General features: G+C 34.3%; 4 protein-coding genes. 1 reads left to right on the forward strand and 3 read right to left on the reverse strand.

Translation table 11 applies throughout. The features are described 5' to 3' along the window. Nucleotides 1-228 precede the first annotated feature (228 nt). Complete coding sequence (locus AACY61_RS08385) at nt 229-495, forward strand: hypothetical protein (RefSeq protein WP_339611126.1); 267 nt, start codon at nt 229-231, stop codon at nt 493-495. Between the two features lie 31 nt (nt 496-526). Here AACY61_RS08385 and AACY61_RS08390 read toward each other — a convergent pair whose 3' ends face one another. From AACY61_RS08390 to AACY61_RS08400, 3 genes are all read right to left on the reverse strand, one after another. Beyond that, nucleotides 527-1,240 carry a DUF4369 domain-containing protein gene (locus AACY61_RS08390; protein ID WP_339611127.1) on the reverse strand — a complete coding sequence of 238 codons (714 nt, stop codon included), beginning with the start codon at nt 1,238-1,240 and terminating at the stop codon, nt 527-529. An 80-nt stretch (nt 1,241-1,320) separates the two neighbouring features. Continuing rightward, complete coding sequence (locus AACY61_RS08395; protein ID WP_339611128.1) at nt 1,321-3,003, reverse strand: AbgT family transporter; 1,683 nt, start codon at nt 3,001-3,003, stop codon at nt 1,321-1,323. 126 nt (nt 3,004-3,129) lie between these two features. Further along, on the reverse strand, nt 3,130-5,096 hold a 1,967-nt coding region (locus AACY61_RS08400; RefSeq protein ID WP_339611129.1), incomplete at its 5' end, for a TonB-dependent receptor.

The following is a 5,096-nucleotide window of genomic DNA, read 5'->3' on the forward strand; positions in this document are numbered from 1 at the left end:
ATTAGTAGTAATAAAATGTTATAATACTATGGTTTTTGATATTTATAAATTTTAAAACTTTAAGTGTTTAGTCCACATGTAAAGTGATTAATTATTCAATAAATATACTATATATTCTTTCTCTTTGAAGGAATAGGCCATAAAAAATGAAACTTAAATTAATTCTTTAAATTTTTTACGAGATATTTAATTAAAATGGTAATTTTGCACCCAATTTAATATTTAATTATGGCTAGCGTAAAAAATTTAAAGAAAGATATAAACTACGTTTTGGGAGATATCATTGAAGCAGTTTATGTTTGGGAGTTGACAAACTCTGAAAAAGACAATAAAAAATCTCAGGCAATTATTGATGAAACCATAGAGGTGTTTGATGAGTTGGCTGCTAAAATCAACCAAAAAGAAGTAGAAAATACTAAAAAGCATTTTCAATCAATTAGTAAAGAGCTGGAAGAAAAAGCCTCTAAATTGATAGATAAAGTAAATAAGCTTTAAAAAAAATCCCTTGAAATTTCAAGGGATTTTTTTATTCAATTTCTTTGAGTTGTTTTCTTTCCTTAATAAATGTTTCCAGTTGTTTACCATATGTTGACACTTTCACCTTTTCATTGAGTGAATGATAAATGGTGTCTAAATATTTTATGTTTGCATCAAATATTTCTGTCAAGGTTAAATAAGGAGCAACTTCAAGGTCTTTATGATTTAAAGCAAAATTGATGGTGGCCATATATTTGCTTTTTATAAGCGATTCATATTCTTTGTTAATTTCAACTTTTCTGAGTTCGTCAGCATTATTTTCAGCTTGTATATTGTCGGCAAAAAGTTCTAAGCTCCGGTCAGAATAACGTTGCATTAACTTATTATATTCAACAAGTTTTTTGTGATTTAATGACCCTGTAACTTTTGCTTCATTTTCGAAATTTTCTAAAGAGGTATAAACTTCAATAGTACCCGGTTCAGCAAATATTTCGATACCATCCTCTATTTGGGTCCCCTCTGTTTTTCTCAAAAGCATATAAACCACTTCTGGGCTTTCAAGTTGTATGGAGAAATTAAACTCTGAAGTTCCTTTTAATACAACAGAATCCAAGGTAATAAAAGAGGAATCCTGAAGTTTTTCAAGATAAAGAGTTCCTTTTTTTAAACCATTTACACTTCCGGTAATATGGGTGTTTTTAGGTTCATTTGAACAAGAAATTAATATTACAATAGTAAGTATTGCTGACAAAAATTTTTTCACTGAATGAATTTTAAGAGGGCGCAAATATCCTTTAATTTATTGATTTTGTAAACAATTCTTCAAATAAATCTTTAAGTCCATTAATCCATTAAATAATATGTTGGTGCTTCTGGTCCAACCGGCATTTCCAGGACAAACACCCATAAATAGAACAAAATCATCCATCCTATGTAAAATAATATACTATAGGGTAACATCATACTAATAATGGTTCCAATTCCAATGTCTTTTTTATATTTTGCAGCAAAGGCTAGTATAAGTCCAAAATAACTCATCATAGGTGTGATGATGTTAGTTACTGAGTCACCAATACGATAAGCTGCTTGAATAACTTCAGGGCTGTAACCAATAAGCATCAACATAGGAACAAAAATTGGGGCGGTAACTGCCCATTGGGCTGATGCTGACCCCAACATTAAATTTACCATTGCAGACACGGCTATAAAACCTATAAAAACAGCCGGTCCTGTAAGCCCAATCTCTGTTAAAAATTCGGCACCCTTTACTGCAAAAATCTGCCCCAGATTACTCCAGCCAAAATAAGCCACAAATTGAGCGGCAAAAAATACAATAACAATATACAAACCTAGAGTTGACATAGCGTTTGCCATTCCATCAATAATACCTTTGTCATCTTTCATACTTCCGGTAATACGCCCATAAACAAATCCCGGGATTAAGAAGAATAAAAAGATAAAAGAAACTATACCTCTTAAGAAGGGTGAGTTTAAAATTTCTCCGGTTTCAGGGTTTCGGAGCACACCATTTTCCGGAACAATTGTCAATGCTAAGAGAGCTATGATAATTAATACGGTGAAGCCTGTAATTTTTAAAGCCTTTATTTCAAGTGGAGTTAAAGGGCTCATAATCGATTGGTCAGAAAGGTCTTCAGAGGCTTCTTTAGGGTTGTAGACTCCAAGCTTTGGCTCAACAATACGTAGTGTTACAAAAGTACCTACAATTGTGATTAGAAACGTACTAATAAACATAAAATAATAATTTACCGCCGCATGGACAGTATATTCTGGGTCGATGATGTTTGCGGCTTCTTGCGTTAAACCGGCCAAAAGTGGATCAATTGTACCAATCAATAGGTTGGCGCTATAACCGCCTGAAACGCAAGCAAAAGCACAGGCCAATCCAGCAAGAGGGTGTCTTCCCATAGAGTAAAAAATTACAGCAGACAGAGGTACCAAAACCACATATCCCATCTCTGAGGCTGTATTTGAAATCACAGCAGCAAAACAAATGGCAATTGTGACTAAATTTTTTGGGTTTAGTAAGAAATTTATAGGCTTAAAAAAAAGAGCTGCAATCCCCTTTTTTTGAGAAACTGGTTTAAACGAAGCAGCTTTTAATACCAATCCTCTGATGCAAGCACTAATGAGTCCTGAACGCTCGGCAACACCTACACCTAATAAAGCAACTAACACAACCCCCAGTGGAGCAAAGCTCGTAAAATTTGAGACTAGATTAGAAACAATTCTTCTCAAACCTTCTCCATTGAGTAAACTAACCGGCTCAATGATACCATCTGGAGCACGGCCCGGGGCTCCCTCAGGTCGGGGGTCTATAGCGTTCCAGCCTAACCACTCTGCCAAACCACTAATTAGTATTACGCTCAAAGCGAAAATAGCAAAAAGAGTGACAGGATGAGGAAGTAAATTTCCCATCCATTCTACAAAATCAAGAAAGCGTGTAAAGAGGTTCTTTTTTTTTGGCGTGTTTTGCTGTTGTGGTGTTTCAGGTTGCTCTGTGGACATACGTGATTGATTTTAGCTAAGGTTTTATTGATGTCAAAAAGTAAATGGATTGGAATGATGTCCAACCCATAAACTTTTTCAGGTAGCTAAAATATAAAATTAAATGGAATAGCTCTTATGTTTAACTTAAAACAAACCGCCTCCCTGTGCTTCATTATTATCTCTTTGCTTACGAGCCATTGATCTGTTTTTAGCACCTCCAAATCGGTAAGAAAGACCAACATTCCAACCTTGACTTTCAGGGTTGAATTGTCCTGAGGCCGGCATGGGCTTTTCAGTCTCAAATTGAAATTTTCTGGAGTTTAATACGTCGTTATAGTTAAAACTTATTGTAGCTTGACCCTGCATTACATTGTATCGAACACCGGTATTCACAAAATAGAATTCTTTGCTGTTAAATTGTAACCCATTATAAGGCCCCCGATACATTCCAAACGCTTGAAAGGTTAAATCTTTTGCAGCTTTAAAACTATTGTTGATTCTAAAAGTATATGCCGTATTGTCTACTTCTGTTTGTTCATTGGCAACGACACCCTTCATAGTTTGTTGGAACAAGTCAAAACTAGCATTAAAACTCCACCATTTTGTGGGTTTATAACTGGCTGAAACTTCAATACCATAAGCATTGTTGTCTTCAAAGTTTGTGTATGAAAGAATAATTCTCGTTGGATCATCAGGGTCTACAGAAAAATTTTGATTGATTTCGTCCTGTATCATTCTATAGAATACGCCTCCTGTTATGCTTCCTTTTTCAAATTGTTTGGTGTAATTGAGTTCAACAGAATTAGTAAACTGTGGAACCAATTCTTGGTTGCCAATTTGTGAAATTTGAGGAGTACTAAACTCCCTAATTGGATTGATTTGATTGATTCCCGGGCGGTCAACTCTGCGACTAAGGCTCATTTGTAAGGTATTTTTTTCATTGATGTTGTAGGAAACAAACCCTGAAGGGTATACGCTGAGTATTTCATCTTCAAAAGGAACTTCATCTTCATTGAATTCAGTAAAACCGGCATTAACTATGTAATTTTCTATACGTGCTCCAATTTGATATGACCATTTTTCGAAATTTTGACCAAAAGTGGCGTATCCTGAAAATATTTCACGGTCATAGAAAAAACGTGCGTCTGTAAAACTTAAACTATTGGTGTTAAAATCGTTTTTTGTGTTTTGAATCCGTGCCTCAAGGCCAAGCTCTAGTTTAGCGTTGTCGGAAATAGGGTTTGTATAATCTAAGTTTACAGTAATATTTTCACGTTCATTAAAAACTAGGTCAGTATAACTTAAATTAGAAAAGTCAGGATAGATTGCATTTGCAATTTCATCATTTTCAAACGTATTGTAATCTGCTTCCAGTTGAATTTCGTGCCCTTCAGTTTTAAATTTATGCTTGTAAGCAAGGTTGTATGAGGCATTGTCGTTTTCGTTTTTAACAAACATATTTTGTCTTAAGCTTTCCCTGTCCTGACCCGGATAATCTATTTGAAGAAGTGCTTGAAATTTATCATCATAAATGTTTTGATTGGTATATACAGATAGGGTATTAAAATCATTGATAAAATAATCAAATCCAAATTTCATTAAATGTGATTTGTAGCTATTAAGCATGTCTATATTTTCAGTAGAGCGCTCATTAAAGGCTGTGGTTGACGGATTGTCAAAACGATTTATTTTACCTACATTGGCTTGTTTACCTACACGCGCACCATAATTAGTATAAAAATTAAATTTACCGGTTCTATAATTTAAGTTTACTGAAGTATTGAACTGAGCATTTCTATACTTGGTCAAACCAAGAGTAATATCACCATTAAAGCCATCGTTCATATTTTTATGTAAAATAATATTAATGATTCCACTCATACCTTCTGGGTTATATTTAGCTGAGGGGTTGGTGATGAGTTCTATTTGTTTTATGGAAGTGGATGGAATTTGCTTAAGCAATTGAGCAGCATCAATGTTTGTTGGTTTTCCATCAACAAGAATTCTAACATTTGGGTTACCTCTAAGTGCTATATTTCCATCTTGGTCAATGTTTACTGAAGGGATGTTGTTCATAATCTCACTTGCAGATGCACCGGTTGTAGTTAAAT

Source organism: uncultured Planktosalinus sp. (genome assembly GCF_963973675.1).
In the GTDB taxonomy this organism is placed as follows: domain Bacteria; phylum Bacteroidota; class Bacteroidia; order Flavobacteriales; family Flavobacteriaceae; genus Planktosalinus.

Excerpts from the sequence above, each read along its gene's own strand:
- AACY61_RS08385 (WP_339611126.1), top strand. The coding sequence starts at position 229 with ATGGCTAGCGTAAAAAATTTAAAGAAAGATATAAACTACGTTTTGGGA.
- AACY61_RS08395 (WP_339611128.1), bottom strand. The coding sequence starts at position 3,003 with ATGTCCACAGAGCAACCTGAAACACCACAACAGCAAAACACGCCAAAA.